20 protein-coding genes are annotated in these 20450 nt (G+C 60.5%); all 20 read right to left on the reverse strand.

All coding sequences use genetic code 11. The features are described from left to right. Positions 1-72: 72 nt before the first annotated feature. On the reverse strand, positions 73-759 hold the full coding sequence (locus ACXHXG_RS10575) for an urease accessory protein UreF (protein ID WP_457899238.1): 687 nt from the start codon (positions 757-759) through the stop codon (positions 73-75). 5 nt (positions 760-764) lie between these two features. Then, the gene (gene ureE / locus ACXHXG_RS10580; RefSeq protein WP_283046997.1) at positions 765-1289 is read right to left on the reverse strand and encodes an urease accessory protein UreE; all 525 of its coding nucleotides are present in this window, start codon (positions 1287-1289) and stop codon (positions 765-767) included. Positions 1290-1368: 79 nt separating this feature from the next. Beyond that, positions 1369-2229, reverse strand: coding sequence for a GGDEF domain-containing protein (locus ACXHXG_RS10585; RefSeq protein WP_457899239.1), 861 nt, complete (start codon positions 2227-2229; stop codon positions 1369-1371). 278 nt (positions 2230-2507) lie between these two features. After that, positions 2508-4220, reverse strand: coding sequence for an urease subunit alpha (gene ureC, locus ACXHXG_RS10590; protein WP_283046998.1), 1713 nt, complete (start codon positions 4218-4220; stop codon positions 2508-2510). Positions 4221-4223: 3 nt separating this feature from the next. Further along, positions 4224-4847 carry a Urease operon accessory protein gene (locus tag ACXHXG_RS10595; RefSeq protein ID WP_457899506.1) on the reverse strand — a complete coding sequence of 208 codons (624 nt, stop codon included), beginning with the start codon at positions 4845-4847 and terminating at the stop codon, positions 4224-4226. A gap of 17 nt (positions 4848-4864) precedes the next feature. Next, positions 4865-5302 carry a lysozyme inhibitor LprI family protein gene (locus ACXHXG_RS10600; RefSeq protein ID WP_457899240.1) on the reverse strand — a complete coding sequence of 146 codons (438 nt, stop codon included), beginning with the start codon at positions 5300-5302 and terminating at the stop codon, positions 4865-4867. Positions 5303-5322: 20 nt separating this feature from the next. Beyond that, a complete protein-coding gene (locus ACXHXG_RS10605) occupies positions 5323-5628 on the reverse strand; it encodes an urease subunit beta (protein WP_104823997.1) in 306 nt (101 codons plus the stop codon). Positions 5629-5648: 20 nt separating this feature from the next. After that, positions 5649-5951 (reverse strand): urease subunit gamma, encoded by a 303-nt coding sequence (locus tag ACXHXG_RS10610; RefSeq protein WP_104823998.1) that lies wholly within the window; start codon positions 5949-5951, stop codon positions 5649-5651. Positions 5952-5982: 31 nt separating this feature from the next. Next, positions 5983-6804 carry an urease accessory protein UreD gene (locus tag ACXHXG_RS10615; RefSeq protein ID WP_457899241.1) on the reverse strand — a complete coding sequence of 274 codons (822 nt, stop codon included), beginning with the start codon at positions 6802-6804 and terminating at the stop codon, positions 5983-5985. Positions 6805-7003: 199 nt separating this feature from the next. Continuing rightward, complete coding sequence (locus ACXHXG_RS10620; RefSeq protein WP_457899242.1) at positions 7004-7975, reverse strand: 2-hydroxyacid dehydrogenase; 972 nt, start codon at positions 7973-7975, stop codon at positions 7004-7006. A 151-nt stretch (positions 7976-8126) separates the two neighbouring features. After that, positions 8127-9248, reverse strand: coding sequence for a branched-chain amino acid ABC transporter substrate-binding protein (locus ACXHXG_RS10625; protein ID WP_104824001.1), 1122 nt, complete (start codon positions 9246-9248; stop codon positions 8127-8129). A 183-nt stretch (positions 9249-9431) separates the two neighbouring features. Continuing rightward, a complete protein-coding gene (locus tag ACXHXG_RS10630; protein ID WP_104824002.1) occupies positions 9432-9785 on the reverse strand; it encodes a DUF6867 family protein in 354 nt (117 codons plus the stop codon). Between the two features lie 24 nt (positions 9786-9809). After that, on the reverse strand, positions 9810-10538 hold the full coding sequence (locus ACXHXG_RS10635; protein WP_028751911.1) for an ABC transporter ATP-binding protein: 729 nt from the start codon (positions 10536-10538) through the stop codon (positions 9810-9812). Beyond that, positions 10535-11410, reverse strand: a complete 876-nt coding sequence (locus ACXHXG_RS10640; protein WP_283047009.1) for an ABC transporter ATP-binding protein — start codon at positions 11408-11410, stop codon at positions 10535-10537. Before ACXHXG_RS10640 ends, ACXHXG_RS10635 begins: the two co-directional genes overlap by 4 nt. Next, on the reverse strand, positions 11410-12801 hold the full coding sequence (gene livM / locus ACXHXG_RS10645) for a high-affinity branched-chain amino acid ABC transporter permease LivM (protein ID WP_104824004.1): 1392 nt from the start codon (positions 12799-12801) through the stop codon (positions 11410-11412). Before livM ends, ACXHXG_RS10640 begins: the two co-directional genes overlap by 1 nt. A gap of 4 nt (positions 12802-12805) precedes the next feature. After that, complete coding sequence (locus ACXHXG_RS10650; RefSeq protein WP_104824005.1) at positions 12806-13708, reverse strand: branched-chain amino acid ABC transporter permease; 903 nt, start codon at positions 13706-13708, stop codon at positions 12806-12808. A gap of 305 nt (positions 13709-14013) precedes the next feature. Further along, positions 14014-16440, reverse strand: coding sequence for a GcvT family protein (locus tag ACXHXG_RS10655; RefSeq protein ID WP_457899243.1), 2427 nt, complete (start codon positions 16438-16440; stop codon positions 14014-14016). A 210-nt stretch (positions 16441-16650) separates the two neighbouring features. Continuing rightward, positions 16651-17205 carry a sarcosine oxidase subunit gamma gene (locus ACXHXG_RS10660; RefSeq protein ID WP_457899244.1) on the reverse strand — a complete coding sequence of 185 codons (555 nt, stop codon included), beginning with the start codon at positions 17203-17205 and terminating at the stop codon, positions 16651-16653. A 7-nt stretch (positions 17206-17212) separates the two neighbouring features. Beyond that, a complete protein-coding gene (locus ACXHXG_RS10665) occupies positions 17213-20170 on the reverse strand; it encodes a sarcosine oxidase subunit alpha family protein (protein ID WP_457899245.1) in 2958 nt (985 codons plus the stop codon). Next, positions 20167-20445 (reverse strand): sarcosine oxidase subunit delta, encoded by a 279-nt coding sequence (locus ACXHXG_RS10670; protein WP_104824009.1) that lies wholly within the window; start codon positions 20443-20445, stop codon positions 20167-20169. Before ACXHXG_RS10670 ends, ACXHXG_RS10665 begins: the two co-directional genes overlap by 4 nt. Between the last annotated feature and the right edge of the window lie 5 nt (positions 20446-20450).

Below are 20450 nucleotides of genomic sequence, written 5' to 3' on the forward strand. Positions count from 1 at the left end.
GCAAACGCGTCTCGCACAGCGGCGAATGACGTAGGCTCTGCTTCGCCTGCAACATTTGCCTGCGCGCTTCCCTCAGGATCGAAAGAGCCGGGTGCCCTGCGTCTCATGACGAAGGCTGGCAATATCGGCCTGCACGGTCGCGGCACCGAGATCGTCGAGGCTCGATTGCGCGGCCCGCTTTGCCACCTCGGCGATGATGTCTTCCAGCGCCGCCAGGATCGCGACGCCGTCCTTCTGTCCAGTCACCCCGAGGCGAATACCGGCCGACAGCATCTGCGACGCCAGCGCATGCAGGAAAGCCGCGAGTGCCTTTTCCCTTGCGATGTCATGCGCGCCAGCCACAGCACCGACCGCCACCGGATAAGCCGTCTTCGCGGGCAGCATGGAAAAGACCGGATGCGGCCAGGCATTGGCGGCGGAGAGAAAGGCTTCGCCGAGCAGCATGGTTTCCTGATGACGCTCCTTCGAGCCGGCCAACGCTTCGGCAAGCTCGGCCGCCTCGGCCAGTCGCGCCGCATCCTCGGCCGCGTCATGCGCCTCAGCAAGCAAGACAGCATCGTTCCAGACCGAGCCATGGCGGATCAACGCCGCGATCCAATCCCCAAGGCTCGCCGAGTCCCGCACGAGGCCATCATGCACAGCGCGTTCCAGCCCGCCCGAATAGGCAAAGGAGCCGACGGGGAAAGCCGGCGACAGCCAGGCCATCAGCCGCAAAAGCGCCTGCAGATCGCCATTCTCCGCCGCTGAAATCCCACCCATCACGTTCAATCGTGCGAATGATCGTGATGGTCATGCCCGTGATCATGATTATGGGCATGATCATGATGCCCGTGATCGTGACCGTGCGAATGGCCGCCATGCGCATGATAGGCGCCACGCGCCGGCTGGAAGGCTTCGCTGACCTCCGTCACCGTTGCGCCGAGGCCTTCGAGCATGGAGCGAATGACATGATCGCGCAGGATGAGGATGCGGTCTTCCTCGATCTGTGCCGAAAGATGCCGATTGCCGAGATGCCACGCGAGCTCGATCAGATGCCGGCGATCGCGCGGCTTGATCTCGAACAGCTTTTCCGCCGCGGCGACGATTTCGATCAATTCGCCGTCTTCGCGCACCAAAAGATCACCGTTGGCAAACAGAACCGGCTCCTTCAGATCGAGCATGACCATCTCGCCATTTTCGAGATGCAGCAGTTTGCGGCGCAGATGCCGGAGATCATGCGGCAGCACGACACGATCGATCGGATTGGAGGATGGGGTGCCGGCCGGCAGATAGGAAGTGACGCGTAGCATGACCTGTCCAGTTCAAAACTTTATCAGACCATGCAAAATAGCCGCTTTCCGCGCAAGGACCAGTGCCGGTTTCGCAGATCTATATTCCATGGCCGTATCGATGCGGCTCCACATGGTCGGGCGCCGTTTCTTGTCCCTCCTCGACCGACCGGCGTTGCCAGACATGGTTCAGCCATTCGCTTTCATGAACGACACGATTGCGGCCAAGCGCCTTGGCGAGATACAGCGCCTTGTCCGCGGCGGCATAGACGAGTTCCTTCTTGCGCTCGCCCCACATATCCGCAATCCCTGCGGAAATAGTGATCTTCACTGCGCCGCCTTCGACGGCGATGGCGTGATCGGCAATCCGCGTTTTCACGCCCTCGATGCGGGCGATACGTTCGGCCATGTCGCGGCCATGGACGATGGCGCCAAACTCCTCGCCGCCGAGGCGGGCAATCACATCCCTGCCCTTGAAAATACCGGAAAAGATTTGCGACACGGCGATGATGACGGCATCCCCCGAAGCATGCCCGTAGCGGTCATTGATCGTCTTGAATCGATCGACATCGAAGATCACCAGCGAGGCATCGTCTTTCGCCTCCTCCAGCGCATCGGTAAAGGCGCGACGGTTCAGCAATCCCGACAACATATCGGTTCGGCTCAGCCGTTCGAATTCGGCGCGTGAGACCGCGAGCTTGTGAATGGCATAGCCGGCCAGCAGCGCCAATACGCCGGAGACCGTTCCGCCGATGAGCCAGGCGAGCAGGAGGCAGAGGCGGATCGCCTCCAGCATCGGCAACGGCAACAGGCCAAGCCATTCGACGACTGGCAGCATCACGAGAATGATGGCGACGGACAGGATGACCGCTAGAAAACTCATCTTTAGCGCGAAAATATATATCGTGCGACGCTGCTGGAAATTACCGAGTTCGGCCTGCAGCGAAATCCACCGTTTCATGCGAATCACCTTCCTCAGCCCATCAATTCGATGATTTGAGATAGAGGTGAACGCTCTTCCAGGTCTTTAACGCGATCGTTAAAATGCCAGGCATTTCTCAACTTATGAACTGCTGGGATTTGGCATCAAAATCACGCGTGCCCTTACGTGAGGTTGCGACGCGAACGAGCGCCGATACAAGTCTCTGATTATGCTGCAATAGTTTGGGGTCTTCACGAAAAACCCCTGAAATCCAGGGGCTCTCGTAATCCACAGGCGATGAAACGTCGCAGTTCCCGTTAAAACAGGAAATAACGTTGCGCCATCGGCAGCACCGTCGCCGGCTCGCAGGTCAGAAGCTCGCCATCGGCGCGCACCTCATAGGTCTCCGGGTCCACTTCGATATGCGGGGTCAGGCTGTTGTGAACCATCGACGCCTTGGAAATCCCGCCGCGGGTATTCTTGACGGCAACAAGGCTCTTGGCGACGCCGAGCCTTCCAGCAAGACCGGCGTCGAGCGAAGCCTGCGACACGAAAGTAACCGAGGAGTTCGTCAGGCTCTTGCCAAAAGAGGCAAACATCGGGCGGTAATGCACCGGCTGCGGCGTCGGGATGGAGGCGTTCGGATCGCCCATGGGGGCGGCTGCAATCGAGCCGCCGAGCAGGACCATATCCGGCTTCACTCCGAAGAAAGCCGGGTTCCAGATCACCAGATCGGCGCGTTTGCCGACTTCGATCGAGCCGATCTCATGGCTGAGGCCATGGGCGATCGCCGGATTGATCGTGTATTTGGCGATATAGCGTTTGACGCGGAAATTGTCGTTGTCGCCGGTTTCCTGGGCAAGGCGGCCGCGCTGGCGCTTCATCTTGTCGGCAGTCTGCCAGGTGCGGATCGCCACTTCGCCGACGCGGCCCATGGCCTGGCTGTCGGACGAAATGATCGAGAAGGCGCCGATATCGTGAAGAATGTCTTCCGCCGCAATCGTCTCCTTGCGGATGCGGCTTTCGGCGAAAGCAATGTCTTCCGGGATCGACGGCGACAGGTGATGGCAGACCATCAACATGTCGAGATGCTCGGCAATCGTGTTAACCGTATAGGGACGCGTCGGATTGGTCGACGACGGTATGACATTCGACTGGCCGCAGATTTTGATGATGTCTGGCGCATGGCCGCCGCCTGCCCCTTCGGTATGAAAGGCATGGATGGTACGGCCCTTGATGGCGCCGATCGTGTCTTCGACGAAGCCACTTTCGTTCAACGTATCCGTGTGGATCATCACCTGCACATCATATGCATCGGCGACCGTGAGGCAGCAGTCGATCGCGCCGGGCGTCGTCCCCCAATCCTCGTGCAGCTTCAACGAGGTGGCGCCGGCAAGCACCATCTCCTCGAGCGCGCCGGGCAGCGAGGCATTGCCCTTGCCGGCAAAGGCGAGGTTCATCGGAAAGGCGTCGGCAGCCTCGATCATGCGGGCAATATGCCATGGGCCGGGCGTGCAGGTGGTGGCGAGCGTTCCGTGCGCCGGTCCCGTGCCGCCGCCCAGCATGGTCGTCAGCCCGCTCATCAGCGCCTCTTCGATCTGCTGCGGGCAGATGAAGTGGATATGGCTGTCCATACCGCCAGCCGTGACGATCTTGCCCTCACCTGCGATCGCCTCCGTGCCCGGACCCACGATGATGTTGACGCCCGGCTGCATGTCCGGATTGCCGGCCTTGCCGATCGCGACGATACGGCCATCCTTGAGGCCGATATCGGCCTTAACGATCCCCCAGGTATCGACGATCAGCGCGTTGGTGATGACGGTGTCGACAGCACCGTTCGCCCGCGTCACCTGGCTCTGCCCCATGCCGTCACGAATGACCTTGCCGCCGCCGAACTTCACCTCCTCGCCATAGGTGGTGAAATCCTTCTCCACCTCGATGAAAAGTTCCGTATCGGCAAGCCGCACCTTATCGCCGGTGGTCGGCCCGAACATGTTGGCATAGGCCGCGCGGGAAATCTTATAGGGCATAAATCAGGCTCCTTGGGAGGAAAGAATGGGAGTCTTGTTGGCGATGCGCCTCAGGCGACCGAGGGAAATATAAAAGTCGACCAGCCGTTTCTCCGCCGCAAACGGATGACCATCCCATCCGGTATGGCTGAAGCCGGTGATGGCGATGTCATCATCTGGATAGCGCAAAAGCAGATCGGCAATGACGACCATGCCGCTGCTCGGCACGATATAGGCACCCGGTTCGTGCGCCGCGAGCGCTTCATCGACGCTCTCATGAACCGATTGGTCGATGACCACATGACGTTTGCGTGTGGCATTGCAGAAAGCGGTGAATTGATCCGTGTAGTCATCGCAGAAATCGTTGAGTTCCGGATGCGACAACGCCAGTGGCGCGCGCAGCGCAGCAAACTTGCGGGGGTCGCGGACGCTCCAGATTTCCGACGCGGCCGCGATCGGCGGACTGTTGCGCCATTCGGCGGAACCGAGCATCGCGCGTGCCGGCCGGCCGGTATTGCAGACCGCGACGATATCCGTGCGGCTGCCACTGGCCGCAACCGAACGGCAATCGTTGAAACGCACGACCAGATCGGCGATGGCGATCTCTTTCGCCGCCGCTTCTGCAATCTCGCCGTTGCCGACGATCATGATCCTGCGTTTTGCGCTCACTGCGCACCCTCCGGCCCATCGGCCAGTGCCTTTAGCTCTTTGGTCCGCTGCTTCGTCAAGGTCGCCTTGCATCCGGAAACGAGCATGGGCTCCATCGAACCGCCTCTCGCCTCGAAGCCCTCCGCTTCGCATTGGCCATCGCGATAGTCGACCCAGGCGCGTTGCGCCTTGACCAATGCCTTTTCGGCGCCCTTTTGGTCGGCATCGAGATCGGCATCGGTGGCAACCATGGCCGCACGTGTCTTTTTGTATTGCTCATTCAAAGCCTTGTCGGCCCTGTCGTAGTCGCGCTGCGAGCAGATGTTCATGTCCATCTGCGTCTCTGCATTATTGCAATCGACCTTCGGCTGGTCCGGATCGTTTTGCGCATGGGCCGAGCCGCACATCAAAACCATCGCAACACATGCACCGGACGCAAGCACTCTCAAAGACATACCACCTCTCCCTAGAAGCCTCAGAGTTTACCCATTATCTGCTGGCGGAAGCCGTAGACCTCGCGCTTGCCGGAGAGGGGGATTAGCGTCACCGAGCGCGTCTGGCCCGGCTCGAAACGCACTGCGGTCCCTGCGGGGATATCGAGACGCATGCCCTTAGCTTTATCGCGGTCAAAGGCAAGACCACCGTTCGTTTCGGCAAAATGATAGTGGCTGCCCACCTGCACCGGCCGGTCGCCCGTATTGGAGACCTCCAGCGTTATCGTCGGCGCGCCAGCGTTCAGTTCGATGTCGCCGCTTGCGGCAAGAATTTCACCTGGAATCATGGTTTTTCCTCTGCCGTCGTTCAGCGGATCGGCTCGTGCACGGTCACGAGCTTCGTTCCATCCGGAAACGTCGCCTCGACCTGTACGTCATGGATCATCTCGGCAATTCCCTCCATCACCTGCTCGCGGGTGATGACATGGGCGCCTGCTTCCATCAGTTCGGCGACCGGGCGGCCGTCGCGGGCACCTTCGACGACGAAGTCGGTGATCAGCGCGATGGCTTCCGGATGGTTGAGCTTGACGCCGCGCTCCAGCCGCCGCCGCGCCACCATTGCCGCCATGGAAATCAACAGCTTATCTTTTTCTCTCGGAGTGAGGTTCATCGCCTACCTATGTAATTGCTATTTGCTCGAACTACAGATTCCAGACTTTCGGCACTGGCGTTCCGTTACGCAAGGCGGAAATGACCGAGATCAGGATTTTTCTAAGTGCAAAGCCGTCGGACGCCGCCAGCCGTACCACCAGCTTGTCGCGCCATTGGCTGGCACCGCCCATATGCTCCCCAACGAGCGGCCGCACCTTGGCGAGATAGGTTTCCGCCAGCGGCCCGGCATAGAGCAGAGTCGCAAAGGCAACCTGGCCGCTCAAAACGGCATGTTCGGCTGTCAACGCTGCGACATCGCCATCGAGCCTCAGCTCCTCAGCATGGATCAACTGCCCAGCGCGGCGGATGCGCCAGCGGTCGCGAAACAGCCCCCGCGCCATCGCCTCGCCCATCGCCTTGCGGCCCAGCAAAATTGCCTCGACGGCCAGAAATTCGGCGGTCTCGTCAAGATCGACATCGAGCCTGCGCGACAGCGAGGCGCGATCGAACAGAATGGTTTCCTGCGGCAACCAATCGACACGCGCGTCAGTATCGACCTTGATCGAAGTCACGACTTCAGCGGTGCCTGCGGATGCTTTATAGATTTTCTCGCAGGCCTGGGTGGTCACATCGATGCGTGTGCCGGGTCCCGCGACTATGCTCCAATCCATCCGGTCGCCGCCGGTCAGCCCGCCGGCGGTGTTGATGATGACGGCTTCCATAGAATTGTCGAACGTGTCAGGCAGGCGAATCTTCGCCGCACCCTCCTGGAAAAGTTCGGCAAGGCGCGTGCGCCCATCAAGCGCCTTGGCCGCCAGATGGCCGCGCCCGCGCGCCCTCTGCGGTCTTGTGCTCGCCGCTGCCATCGCCATCCTGCCTCTGCGCTCCTCACATCATGCCATCGCCGGTCTTTGAAACCCGTCAAGCAGTAAAGGCAAGCAATTTCTGTGCCTTATGCAACGCCCTAGAACACCGGTCTGCTGCGGCTGGCATCCGCTGCATTTTTCGCCAGACGATGAAAAGAGTGGCAGTGGCTGCGCTTCTACGGCAGTAAAGGCAGCGCAGACAGAATCAAGCCACCCGATCCGGCGGCTCGCGTCCTTCGAAAAAGGCGGTGATATTGTCCACCACCTTCATTCCCATGGCCGTGCGCGTCTCTTCGGTCGCGCTGCCGAGATGCGGCAACAGCACGACATTCTCCATCGCCTTCAATTTCTCCGGCACATTCGGCTCCGCTTCATAGACGTCGAGGCCGGCGCCACGGATGGTGCCTTGCTCCAGGGCGGAAATCAGCGCTGCCTCGTCGACGACATCGCCGCGGGCGGTGTTGATCAGGAAGGCGCCAGGCTTCATGGCGGCGAAACGGGCAGCATTCATCAGGTGACGGTTCTCGGCGCCGCCAGGGCAATGCAACGACACGAAATCGGAGGCTGCAAGCACATCCTCGATCGTCGGCAATTGCACCGCGCCGTACCGCGTTGCTTCCATCGGATCGACCGCAGAGCGATTATAGAAGACGACCTCCATGCCGAAACCGAAATGACAGCGCTGCGCGAAAGCCCTGCCGATACGGCCGAAACCGATGATGCCGACGGTTTTGCCGGTGACCTTCGTGCCGATCAAATGCGTCGGCCGCCAGCCGCTCCATTCGCCGGCACGCAGCTCACGTTCCCCTTCCCCGGCGCGGCGCGCCACGGACAGCAGCAGCAGCATGGCGATATCGGCGGTACAATCGGTCAGCACCCCCGGCGTGTTGGTGACGACGATGCCCTTGGCCTTGGCGGAAGCGACGTCGATATGATTGAAGCCCACGCCGAAATTGCCGAGGATTTTTGTCCTGATGGCATCGCCTTCGAAAAGCGCGGCCGGCAATCTATCGGAAACGGTCGGCAGCACCGCATCATAAGACAGCAGGGCCTCGCGCAACTGCCGGGCATCGAGCGCTATATCATCCGAATTGAACGTCGCTTCGAAGCGCTCGGAAAGTACGGCCTCCACCGCGGCCGGCCAGCGCCGGGTGACGAGAATACGGGGTCTGGTCATGCTGCATCTTCCTCCTGCCAGGATGGGCTCAGACTTAGAGCACGATCGCCGCAAAGGAAATGCCGTTATCACAGCCTGAATGCAAAGAAGCCCGGCCAATGACCGGGCTTCCAGATCGAACGCATCACCGGAAAGCCGGCGATGCAGATGCTTACTTTTCCATTTCGGCGTAGTTGTACTTGCCGTCGGAACCCTTGGACCACTTGTACATCACGTAGTCCGGACGAGTGATGTCGCCCTTTTCGTTGAAGCCGAGTTCGCCGATGGCGGTCTTGTACGGACCCTTTGCCTTCAACGCGTCGGCAACGGCCATCGGGTCGTTGGAGCCGGCAGCCTTTGCGGCGTCGGCGATGACCTGCATGGCGGCATACGCATAGAGCGTGTAGCCTTCCGGCTCATAGCCTGCAGCGCGGAACTTGGCGACCAGATCCTTGGAAGCCGGGTTCTTACGCGGATCCGGCGCGAAGGTCATCAGCGTGCCGTCAACGGCGTCGCCGGCGATCGAAGCCAGCTCGTTCGAGACGATACCGTCACCGGACATGAAGTGAGCCTTGACGCCCTGGTCGGCCATCTGGCGCATGATCAGGCCGGCTTCGGTGTGCAGACCGCCGTAGTAGACGAAGTCGACACCAGCTTGCTTCATCTTGGCGATGAGGGCCGAATAGTCCTTGTCGCCGGGGGTGATGCCTTCGTAGAGAACTTCCTTCACGCCGGCAGCGTTGAGGTTCTTCTTGGTTTCGTCGGCAAGGCCCTGGCCATAGGGGGTCTTGTCGTGAACGACGGCAACCTTGGCACCCTTGAAGTTGTCGGCGATGTACTTGCCGGCAACGGCACCCTGCTGGTCATCACGACCGCAGGTACGGAAGGTGTTCCACAGGCCACGTTCGGTGAATACCGGGTTGGTGGAAGCCGGGGTGATCTGAAGGATGCCGTTTTCGGCATAAACTTCCGAAGCCGGGATGGAAACGCCCGAGTTGAAGTGGCCGACAACGAACTTGACGCCGTCAGCGACGAACTTGTTGGCGACCGAAACGCCCTGCTTGGCGTCGGAAACGTCGTCGCCGAGTTCGAGCTTGATCTTTTCACCGTTGATGCCACCGGCAGCGTTGATGTCCGCTACGGCCTGCTCGGCACCCTTTTGGAGCTGAGAGCCGAACGCAGCATTTGCACCCGTCAGCGGGCCTGCAACGCCAACGATGATGTCAGCCTTCGCAACGCCGCTGAGCGCGATCATCGCCGACAGAGCCACGGCCGACAGAAGATACTTCTTCATATTGTTACTCCCAATTTTTTGAGCGGGTTCCGTTTGAGTTGCCCTGCGCAATACCCACCAATCATCGCGCCGGTAAGCTTGTATTTCGAAGTAGGGAGGACAGGATCCCGAAAAATGTCGAGCGGTTTTCGGATAGGATCAAGCCCACCTTGTATTCAGACTGAGCCTAGTTTCGGCGCACTGTCAATTCTTCTTCTTCCACGAAAAGGCCGAGGTCTTTTCGTAGAGCCAGTAGTAGTTGTTCACCATCTGGTAGGTGCGGCGGTAGCGATAGCTGGCCGTCGAGAAGATGAGGAGAAGAACCACGTCGAGAATATAGTTGCCGAGGTCGAATACCGGGCCGTTGAACAGCGCGTGATGCAGGAATTGCAGCCCGAGGCCGATCAGGAAAGTATAGATGACCGCCAGCGGGTAGGAGTTCCAGTTGCTCGCCACGGCGCGGCCGGCGCGCCACGCCGTCCAGAAACCCAAAAGAACGATAACCACACGAATGACGAGGCGCCCGCCGGTATCGCTTTCGAAGAAAAGTCCCTGCATATCAAATTCTCCGCAAAACGAGGCTCAATGGTGGCCGCCTTCGAGATAGGCGGAGCGCACTTCCGGATTGGCAAGCAGTTCCTTGCCGGAGCCGCTCATCGTCACCCGGCCGTTGACCATGACATAGGCGCGGTCGGAGAGCTTCAGGGCCGCAAACGCGTTCTGCTCGACCAGGAAGACGGTGAGCCCCTGGCTCTTGTTCAGAACCTTGATGGCTTCGAAAATCCCCTTGACGATCAGCGGCGCAAGGCCAAGCGAGGGCTCATCGAGCAGAAGCAGCTTCGGGCGCGCCATCAACGCGCGGCCGATCGACAGCATCTGCTGTTCGCCGCCCGACAGCGTACCGCCGCGCTGCGACTGACGTTCCTTCAGGCGCGGAAACAGGGTGAAAATCTTCTCGACGTCCTCATTGAAATATTTGAGTTTGTCGAGGCTCGCGCCCATCTGCAGATTCTCGTAGACCGTCATGCGCGGGAAGATGCGCCGCCCTTCGGGCGACTGCGCAATACGCAGCCGGGCGATCTCGTGGGTCGGCATATGGGTAATGTCGCGGCCATCGAAGGTTACCGAACCATTGCGGGCCTGCGGGCTGCCGCAGATCGTCATCATCAATGTCGACTTGCCGGCACCGTTGGCGCCGATCAGACTGACGATTTCGCCGCTGTTGACTTCGACATTGACGCCGGCAAGGGCGCGGATATTGCCGTAATAGGTTTCGACGCCTTCAACTTTCAGAAGCGGTTGCCCCGTCATCGCTGTTCGCCCTCTTGGAGGTGCTCGACTTCGGCAATCACCTCTTCCACTTCTTCATCTTCCACACCCAGATAGGCCGCGATCACCCTCGGATCGTTCTTGACCTCGTCCGGCGTACCATCGGCAATCTTCTGCCCGTATTCGAGCACGACGACGTGGTCGGAGATTTCCATGACCACCGACATGTCGTGTTCGATCAGAAGGATCGACGTGTCGGCATCCTTGCGGATGCTGCGCAGGAATTCGTTGAGCACCAGCGACTCGCGCGGGTTGAGACCGGCGGCCGGCTCGTCCAGGCACAGAAGCTCAGGCCCGGTGCACATGGCGCGGGCGATTTCGAGACGGCGTTGCGCGCCGTAAGGAAGATCGCCGGCCGGGTCGTCGGCGCGATCGACGAGATCGGCCTTCTCCAGCCAGAAGCGCGCCAGCTCAATGGCATTCTTGGCCTCGGCGCGATATTTGCCGATGCCGAGCAGACCAAGCACGGTAAAGCCAGACGCGCGCATGAGCTTATTGTGTTGAGCAACCAGCAGGTTTTCAAGCACGGTCAGGCCCGAGAACAGGCGGATGTTCTGGAATGTGCGCGCCACCTTGGCTTCACGCGTGATCCGGAAATCCGGCAGCCGCTCCAGGAGGAATTGCTTGCCGCTTTTCTGGTTGAGCGTGATCATGCCCATCGTCGGCTTATAGAAACCGGTGATGCAATTGAAGACGGTGGTCTTGCCGGCGCCGTTCGGGCCGATCAGCGCGGTGATATCGCCGCGCTTGGCCTCGAAGGAGAAGTCGTTGATCGCCATCAGGCCGCCGAACTTCATCGACAGGTGATCGACTTTCAGCAGGATGTCGTCGGGGGTTGCGGTCACAGCGTTCATCAGCCGTGGCCCTCCTTTGTAAAGCTGCCGGAGACCGCTTTCCGCTCCTTGAGGAAGGCGGTGGGCTCACGAGTGCCGACGAAGCCGCGCGGTTTCACGATCATGACGACGACCATGGCCAGGCCGAAAATCAGCATGCGATAGAGTTCTGGGGTGAAATCGGCACCGAAAATTATCTTCAGGAAGCCCATGTCGCGCAGCAATTCCGTGCCGCCGACCATGGCGATCGCGGCAATGGCGATGCCCTTCAACGAGCCCATGCCGCCGAGAACGACGATCGCGAGGATGACCGCGGACTCGAGGAAGACGAAGGATTCCGGCGAGACGAAGCCCTGACGGGCTGCAAAGAACGAGCCGGCGAAGCCGCCGAACATCGCGCCGGTCGCGAATGCCGTCAGCTTGGTCGTCACCGTGTTGATGCCGAGCGAGCGGCAGGCGATTTCATCTTCGCGCAAGGCTTCCCACGCACGGCCGATCGGCATCCGGCGCAACCGGATCGTCACATAGGCGGTCAGCATGCAGAGCGCCAGGATGACGTAGAAAAGGAAGATCTTGTACCAAGCCGACGAGATCGACAGGCCGAAGGTCCGAACGAAATTGTGCGGATCCTTCATATCGAACGTATAAAGGCCGAACAGCGAGGCCTTCGTGATGTTGGAAATGCCGAAACTACCGCGTGTGACATCCGTCCAGTTGGTGATGACGATGCGGATGATTTCGCCGAAAGCCAGCGTCACGATGGCCAGATAGTCGCCGCGCAGACGCAGCACCGGGAAGCCAAGGATCATGCCCCACAACCCGGCGAAGATGCCGGACAAGGGCAGCAGGATCCAGAAGGACAGGCCGAAATGCGTCGACAGCAGCGCGTAGGAATAGGCTCCGACGGCATAGAAGGCGACGTAACCGAGGTCGAGCAGGCCGGCCAGGCCGACGACGATGTTCAGACCCCAGGCAAGCATCACGTAGATCAGGATCTGGATGCCGAAATTGTCGACATAGGTCAGCGATCCCTGAGCACCGAAAATCGCCAGCGCCAATAGCGGATAGATGAGCAGGAAACCCAGCGCTATCGCGTTGAAATTCTTCGAAATGAAGCCGGGTTCGGCTTCGACGGGCGGAGCCTTCGCCTTGGCCGCCTTCATGGCCGCCAGCCTGGGCTGCACGAACACCGTCATGACGAACCGCCCTGCGGCGGCAATCGCGACGATGGATGCCAAGAGGCCCCAGCGTTGAACGATGATGAGCTGGTTGTCGATGTTCTGATCGGTCTTAAGGCCGATATAGAGCACGAACATGCCGAATGCGATGACCGCTGTCCAAAGGGCGTCGGTAATGCCTTTCTGGACAAGGCCGGGCGCGGTCTTGCCTGGAACGAAATTTGAACTTGCCATGGCGTTATACCTTCTCGACTTCCGGCCGTCCGAGAATACCCGTCGGCTTGAAGATCAACACGTAGGCCAAGATGCCGTAGGTCGCGACATCCTTGTACGCGATAGCGAAATTGCCCGACCAGAACGACTCGATGAAACCAATCATCAGTCCGCCGAGAACGGCACCCGGCAACGAGCCGATGCCTCCGAGAACGGCAGCGGTGAACGCCTTGACACCGGGGACGAAGCCATCGGTAAAGTTGGCGACGCCATAATACATCAGGTACATCGTGCCGGCGACGGCGGCGAGCGCCGCGCCCATGATGAAGGTGACGGAAATGGTGCGGTCGACATTGATACCGAGCAGCGCCGCCATCTTGCGATCCTGCTCGGTGGCGCGCTGGGCGCGGCCAAGCGCGGTCTTGTTGACCAGATACCAGAATGCGGCGAGGAGAACGACCGTGCAGATGAAGATGATGATCTGCTTCAGCGACAGCGATACGCCACCGATATTGTAGACATCACCCACCAGCGTCGGGATCGGCTTATTGCGCGGGCCCTGTGCAACCTGGATGAAGTTCGACAGCACGATCGACATGCCGATTGCGGTGATCAGCGGCGCTAGGCGGAACGAACCGCGCAGAGGCCGGTAAGCGATACGCTCGATCACCCAATTCCACAGGCTCGTCATCAACATGGCGACGATGAGCATCACCAGGAGCATGATCGCCACCGGCAGGCCGGCGACGAGCGATACGAGAACCAGGTAGGTGATAAGAGCGGCGAAGCCACCAAGCATAAACACGTCGCCATGGGCAAAGTTGATCATGCCGATGATGCCGTAAACCATGGTATAGCCAATGGCGATCAGGCCGTAGATAGACCCGAGAGTCAGCCCGTTAAGGAGCTGCTGGATAAAATAATCCATATGTCATTTCCCCTGGATGCGCAGTTCGTCGACCGCATCTCTTATTGGTTAGGGTTTTCCTTTGAGAGGGCCCGTGAGGGCGATTCCATACTGTTTTCGAAGGAAATGTGAAGCCAAAAAGGCAGGAAATTGACAAAATCTTTTCAAATCTTCGCGCAATGACGCAATTCGAGCCACAAAAAATAGAAAAACGGCATTCTCTGGCTCAAAAATAGCCAGACAATCCGCATACTTGGTTCGCTCAAAAAAATCTCTTCAGAAACGGGCTCCCGAAAAGCCCGTTCCGTTCCTTCCGAGCCCGACGCTTACGAGCGCATGCGCGCACCATCGGCATCAAACAAAGGTTGCGGCTGCAATGTCGCTGGCAATATGTCGCCGAGCAGTTCGATCGACCATCCCTGCGTTTCGTCGGCAATCTCTTTCGGCACATAACCGACGGCGACCGAGACACCGGAGGCATGCGCATAACCGCCCGAAGTCACCCAGCCACAGACGGCGCCGTTGTGATAGATCGGCTCATCACCAATGACATCGGCATCGTCAGCCGCGAGAATAAAGGTGCGTAGCCGCAAGGCTCCGCCCTCCACCTTCTCCTTGGCGGCCGCCGATTTGCCGATGAAATCAGCCTCCTTGAAGAGCGCAACGAACCGGCCGAGCCCGGCTTCCAGCGGCCCATAGAGCGGACGGTATTCGCGCGCCCAACTGCCGTAGGACTTGTCGAGGCGCAGGGCGTTCAATGCCCTGAGGCCGAAAAGCGTAATGCCGAATTCGGCGCCGGCCTCCATCAGGAGATCGAAGAGGTAGCGCTGATATTCCGGCTTCATCCAGATCTCATAACCGAGATCGCCGGTGTAGGAGACGCGGCCGACGATGGCAGGCGCCATGCCGAGATCCATGCGGCGAATGGACATGAAGGGGAAAGCAGCGGCGGAAACATCCTGATGCGTCAGCTTTTCCAGGAGCTTGCGCGCATTCGGCCCGGCGATCGAAAGTCCAAGCAGCGACAGGCCGAGCGCTTTCAGCTCCACCGATCCATCCTTCGGCAGATGGCTTTCGAACCAGCGCATATGATAGGCTTCGGCAACGCCGGAGCCTATGACGAGGAAATCCCCCTCGCCCAGTTTGGCGAGTGTGAAGTCCCCGATCAGCTTGCCGTCATGCTTCAGCATCGGCGCCAGCGTCATGCGGCCGACGGCTGGAATACGGCAGGCGAGCAGCCCGTCGAGAAAGGCTTCCGCGCCCGGTCCCCTAACCGAATATTTGGCAAAGCCGGAGGTTTCCATCAGGCCGACGCTGTCGCGCACCGCCTTCGCTTCCTTCGCCACCACATCGAAATCGTTGGAGCGCCGCCAGGAGAACTCGTCCACTTCGCCCGCGGGCGCGAACCACAGCGCCTGCTCCAGCCCGTAGGACGCGCCGAAGACGCCACCCGCAGCCTTGAGCTTGTCATAGATCGGCGTCGTCAGCAGCGGCCGCGCCGCCGGCAGCTCCTCGTTGGGATAGCGAATGGAGAAGCGCCGCGCGTAGTTCTCGCGCACCTTGGCGTTGGTGTAGGCAAGCGTCGCGTAGTCGCCGTAGCGTGAGACGTCCATGGCGAAGACGTCGAAGCCGGGGTCGCCATGGATCATCCAGTTGGCGAGTGCCAGCCCCACGCCGCCGCCCTGGCTGAAACCGGCCATGACCGCGCAAGCCGACCAGTAGTTCATCAGCCCCCGCACCGGTCCGACCAGCGGATTTCCGTCGGGCGAGAAGGTGAACGGGCCGTTGATGATCTTCTTGATGCCGGCATTGTTGAAGGCGGGGAAATGGCGGAAGCCGACTTCCAGCTCCGGCGTGATGCGCTCGATATCCTCGGCCAGCAACTCATGGCCGAAATCCCAGGGCGTCGTCACCGGCGACCAGGGGCGGCAGGCCTTTTCGTATGTGCCCATCAGCATGCCCTGCCGCTCCTGGCGCAGATAGATCTCGCCGTCGAAATCGACGCAGTGCATCAGCTCCTTGCCAGTCGCCTTGTTGAAGTCCGCGACTTCCGGCATGTCTTCGGTGATCAAGTACATGTGCTCCATGGCGAGCACCGGCAGCTCCAACCCAACCATGCGTCCGACCTCGCGTGCCCAGAGACCGGCGGCATTGACGACATGCTCGGCAACGATCTCGCCCTGATTGGTAATCACCCGCCACGAGCCGTCCTCGCGCTGCACCAGCTCCTCGACCTTGGTGTGCAGGTAAATCTCAGCACCGTTCTTCTTTGCCGAGCGGGCATAGGCATGGGTGGTGCCATAGGGGTCGAGGTGACCTTCGACAGGATCGTAGAGTGCGCCGACGAATTGGTCGGGATCGAGGAGCGGCATCATTGCATGCGCTTCCTTCGGCGTCAGCAACGTCGCCTCCAGGCCGTTATACCGGCCCTTGGCGAGGATCGATTTCAGCCAGTCGAAGCGCTGCGGCGTTGCCGCCAGCATCAGGCCTGATGTCATGTGCAGGCCGATATCCTGGCCGGAATAATCCTGGATCTCCTTGTAGAGCTCGACCGTGTATTTCTGCAGCTTGGCAACGTTGGGGTCGCCATTGATCGTGTGCATGCCGCCGGCTGCATGCCAGGTCGAACCCGATGTCAGCTCCGAGCGCTCGAGCAGCACGACGTCGGTCCAGCCGAATTTCGTCAGGTGATAAAGCACCGAACATCCGACGACACCGCCGCCGATGACGACGACCCTGGCATGGCTTTTCATCTAAAAATCCCCTGTGTTCGGCGCGAAGTCGGCGGGAATTTTCCCAGCCGACCGGCCGTATTTGCAGGGCAGCCTAGAGACTATCCAGAAGGCCAAATAGCCCGAACTGCGAAACCGATCTGTCTGTTTGCGCCATCGCAATTGTTCGGATCGCGCCATTTCTTCCTAGCACAAACCGGAAATCGCTTTGCGCTTTTCCGGCTCATGTGCTCAATCGCCAAATCCCGCCGTCAGCGCGAATTCCCGTCCCATCTCCATCAACTCCTCGAACACGCTCCCGGCATAGGAGCGGGGAACGATGATCTCGAAATGGTCAGGACCGGTGCGGGCGAGGTTGGCGCTGACGTGGCAGATGAGCATGTTGGCCGATTGCCCTTCGGCAAATACCTGCGAATGCAAGTCGACGGCGACGCATTTTGCCAGAATGCGCCGGACACTCGGCCCCGAAAGGCGCAGCACTACACGGCCGTCGCTCTGTTCGAAGAAGGAGATGCGGCCGGCATCCAACATGGCGAGGTCACGCGCCAGGCTCTCGGCCCCCAACACTTCCGATACCAACAGCCACTCGCCCGGCCCCGCATGGCGCACGGAAATATCCGACATCGCCTTCAACGCCGCCAACGTCCAGGCTTCCTGGCTGGCATGGGCGAGCACAGAGAATATGGCGGGGCGGCGGATGACGGCGAGATGGTTCGGATTGGGCTCCGCCTCGAAGCCGGAGATGTGATCTTCCAGCACGTGCCGGTTTAGATATGCGACGCTCATCGATCCCTCACCCCAGAAGTTTCTTGTTGGCGGGATCGACGAAGACCGGATTGCAGACCTCGGCAACCACTTCCTCGCCACGCAACCCATCCCAGACGATCACATGTTCACCGATCCGCTCGCGCCCGGATTTCAGGAAGGCCAATGCGATAAAATGGCCGAGAACCGGGGAGAAGCAGGCGGAAGAAACATGGCCCTGATCATTCGCCGTCGAAGGCTTGGCACCTTCCCTCAGCAGGTGCGCACCCGCCCGGATTTCCTTGGTGGCATCGACCGGCTTCAGCCCGACAAGCTGAACACGATCGGCGGCGGTCAGGCCGAAGCGGGTCGAAAGCCGCTTGCCGATGAAATCCGGCTTCTGCGTCGCCATCATCCGGCCGAGCCCGGCATCATCCGGCGTGGTGCGGCCATCCAGCTCGTTATGGGTGACATGTCCTTTCTCGATGCGGAGCACATTCAGCGCCTCGACCCCGTAAGCGCAGATACCGTGCGCCTTGCCCGCCTCCATGATCGCATCCGCCACCGCCTCGCCATAGCCGGCGGGAACGGCGAGCTCATAGGCCAGTTCGCCGGAAAAGGAGATGCGGAACAGTCTGGCCTTCAGACCGCCTTTCAACATCACCTCTGCGGCGGCGAGGAATGGGAAGAACGCGTCGGAAATATCGTCCTCGACAATCTGTTCCAGAACCTCACGCGCCCTCGGACCGGCAATTGCCATCTGCGCCCATTGATCCGACGAGGAGACGAAACGGACGTCGAGCTGTGGCCATAGGGTCTGGGCGCAGAATTCCATATGCGCCATCACCTCGCCGGCCATCGCGGTCGTCGTGGTGAGGAAGAAATGATTCGGCGACAGTCGGCTCGTCGTCCCGTCGTCGAACACCACGCCGTCCTCGCGCAGCATCAGCCCATAGCGTGCCTTGCCGATCGGCAGTTTCAAGAACGCGTTGGAATAGATCCGGTTGAGAAACTCCGCCGCATCCTTGCCGAACACTTCGATCTTGCCGAGCGTCGAGACGTCGCAAAGACCGACATTGTTGCGGACGTTCAGCACCTCCCGGTCGACGCTGTCGCGCCAGGTTTTCTCGCCCGCGCGTGCAAACCAGGCCGAGCGAAACCAAAGGCCGGCTTCGACGAATGTCGCGCCATTCTTCTTCGCCCAGCCATGAAGCGGCGATTCCCGCACCGGCTGCGCATGCTTGTCGCGCGCCGTACCCGCCAGGGCGCCGAAGGAGACGGGCGTATAGAAAGGCCGGAAGGTCGTCGTGCCGACAGCAGCCGGGCTGACGCCGCGCATTCCGGCGATGAGGCCGGCGGCGTTGACATTGCCGAGCTTACCCTGATCCGTCGCCATGCCGCTCGTCGTATAGCGCTTGGCATGCTCCGCATGACCATAGCCTTCGCGCAGGGCCAGGCCCAGGTCTTTCGCATGGACGTCGTTCTGGAAGTCGACGAAGGCCTTGTCCTTGGCGCCCGGCACATGCCAGATGGCTGCAAAGGACGGATCGTAATCGCCTTCGACCTCCGGTATCTCCGCCTCATGTGCGGTGCGCCCCAGGCTTTCAATAATCAACCGCGCCTTTTCCGCGCCATCGGCAAGACAGCCCGAAACACTGTCGATGCCTGCAGCCGATCCGGCAATCTCCATTTCGCCGCCGACCGTCGGCGCTATGAAGCCCTGTTTTTCCTCCGACCACACAGGCTTTGCGCCGCGCTGACAGGCAAGATGAATGATCGGCGACCAACCGCCGGACATGGCAAGCGCGTCACACGCAATAACCTCGTCCAGGCCGCCACGATCGGCAATCACCCCGCTGATACGATGCCGGCCCTTCGTGGCCTGCACGGTGCCGGCGTGAATGATGCGAACGCCCAGAGGCGCAGGATCGGAAGAAGTACTGCGCGTATCGATGATGGCCGCTATCTCGACGCCTTCCGCCGCGAGATCCAGCGCCGTGCGATAGCCGGACCCACCACTGGTGAACACCGCCACCTTCTGCCCCGCCACGACGCCATATCGATTGAGATAGCTGCGCATCGCGCCAGCCATCATGACGCCTGGCCTGTCATTGCCGCCGAATACCAGCGGTCGCTCTTCCGCGCCGGTGGCGAGGATGGCGCGTTTGGCGGCGATACGCCAAAGACGCTCGGCCGGCAGATCGGGCGAAGGCATCGCCACATGCTTCTGCACTTTTTCGACCGCGCCAAAGACATTGTCGTCATACCAGCCGAACACCGTGGTGCGCGGCATCAAAGTGACATTCTCGAAGCTCTGGAGTTCGTCGAGCGCCGTATGCACGAAGGCATCCGCGGAGGCGCCGCCGATCGACAATCTCTCCGACAGCAGCGATCCGCCCAGACGAAATCCTTCGTCTGCAAGAATGATGCGGAGCCCCGCGCGCGCCGCCGTTAGCGCCGCCATCAGCCCGGCCGGGCCGGAGCCGATCACCAGCAGATCACAATGCGCCCAGGCCTTCTCATAGCGATCGGGATCGGCCCGCATCGCCGCCTTGCCGAGACCGGCGGCGCGGCGGATCAGCGGCTCATAGAGCTTCTCCCAAAAAGCCGCCGGCCACATGAAGGTCTTGTAGTAGAAGCCCGCGCTGAGGAAAGGCGAGAACAGGCGGTTGATCGAGGCAATGTCATATTTCAGCGACGGCCAGCGGTTCTGGCTGACAGCGGTCATGCCCTGATAGAGCTCGACGACGGTGGCGCGCGTATTCGGCTCCGTGCGTCCGTCCCTGCCGATCGTCACCAGCGCGTTTGGCTCGGCGGAGCCAGCCGTCAGGATGCCGCGCGGACGGTGATATTTGAAGCTGCGGCCGACAAGCAATTGGTCATTGGCAAGCAGGGCGGCGGCGAGCGTATCACCCTCCATCCCTTTCATATCCCTGCCATCGAACTTGAACGAAAGCGGTCGGCTGCGATTGACGAGCCCGCCGGAGGAAAGACGATAGGCCGTCATTGCGCCGCCTCCCGCGCCTTGTCCGCAGCATCGGTGACGGAGAAGACCTCATGGGTGACATTGCTGCGGTCGACGACTAGCCAGCGGCGGCAACCGGCCGCATGGTGCCAATATTCGAGAATGCGCCCGCGCTCGTTGTCGCGGATATAGACATAGCGATTCCAATCTTCATCCGGCGCGGATGGAGCCGGACGGGTGGCGGATGCAGACCCCCGAATGGTGAACTCTTCTTTCGGGCGCGTGCCGCAATGCGGGCAGGTGATCAAGCTTGCCATTGGTT

Source organism: Rhizobium sp. LEGMi-198b (genome assembly GCF_054114205.1).